Source organism: Actinoplanes sp. NPDC019969 (assembly GCF_055562375.1).
Genome location: NZ_JBVHFK010000041.1, coordinates 1 through 1,114 on the forward strand (window position 1 = coordinate 1; position 1,114 = coordinate 1,114).

The 1,114-nt window shown below is 70.8% G+C and carries 1 protein-coding gene; it reads right to left on the reverse strand.

Going from position 1 to position 1,114, the window contains the following annotated elements:
- Positions 1–1,114: AMP-binding protein (locus tag ACZ3II_RS43500; RefSeq protein WP_465526773.1), on the reverse strand; the 1,114-nt coding region annotated here is incomplete at both ends.

A 1,114-nucleotide genomic window follows, 5' to 3' on the forward strand; every position in this document is an offset into this window, starting at 1 on the left:
TCCAGACGGTTCAGGAACCACAACCGCTGCTGCGCGAACGACAACGGCAACTGCGCGGGCCGGGTACGCACGGTGATCGGCGGCCGGGCCGGCGGCGCGTCAGCGGCCAGCACCGCCAGCCCGGCCGGGGTCGGCGCCTCGAACACCGCACGGATCGGCAACTCCACGCCCAGCACCGCCCGCACCCGCGACACCAACCGGGTCGCCAGCAACGAATGCCCACCCAGATCGAAGAACCCGTCGTCGGCACTCACCGACTCCACGCCCAGGACGTCGGCGAACACCTCACACAGCAGCTTCTCGGTGACCGTGGCGGCGGCCCGGCCCTCGCCGGCGCGCACCTGCGGGTCGGGCAGGGCGGCCCGGTCGAGTTTGCCGTTGGCGTTCACCGGCATCGTGTCCAGCACGGTGACGGTGGCCGGGACCATGTAGTTCGGCAGCACCCGGGCCGCCTGCTCCCGCACGGCCACGGCGTCGACGTCACCGCTCACATATCCGGCCAGGTGCTCACCCCGGGCCACGACCACCGCGGCCTCGACACCGGGAACCTCGGCGAGGACAGCCTCGACCTCGCCCAGTTCGATCCGGAAGCCCCGGACCTTCACCTGGTTGTCGACCCGGCCCAGGTAGTCGATCTCCCCGTCGGCAGTCCACCGCACCAGGTCACCGGTCCGGTACATCCGTACGCCGGGAGCGCCGTACGGATCCGCGACGAACCGCTCCGCACTCAGTCCCGGCCGCCCGAGGTAACCCCGCGCGACACCGGCTCCGGCGATGTACAGCTCACCGGCCACACCCGGCGGCACCGGCTTCAGGTTCGCGTCCAGCACATACGCGCGAGTGTTGGCCAACGGCCGGCCCGTCAGCGCCGACCGCGTCAAAGTCTGATCGCCCGACGAACGCCAGGCCAGGCAATACACCGTCGCCTCGGTCGGCCCATAGATGTTGGCGATGTCCGGGACGTCGATCGCGTTGAACACCTGCGCCGGGAGCCCTTCGCCCGCGAGCACCACGTGTTTCACGTCCAGGTCCACACCGGACGCCAGCACCTGCGCGAACACCGACGGCACACCCGACACCAGCGAACCCGACCAGCCACCCCGGTCCACCAGAA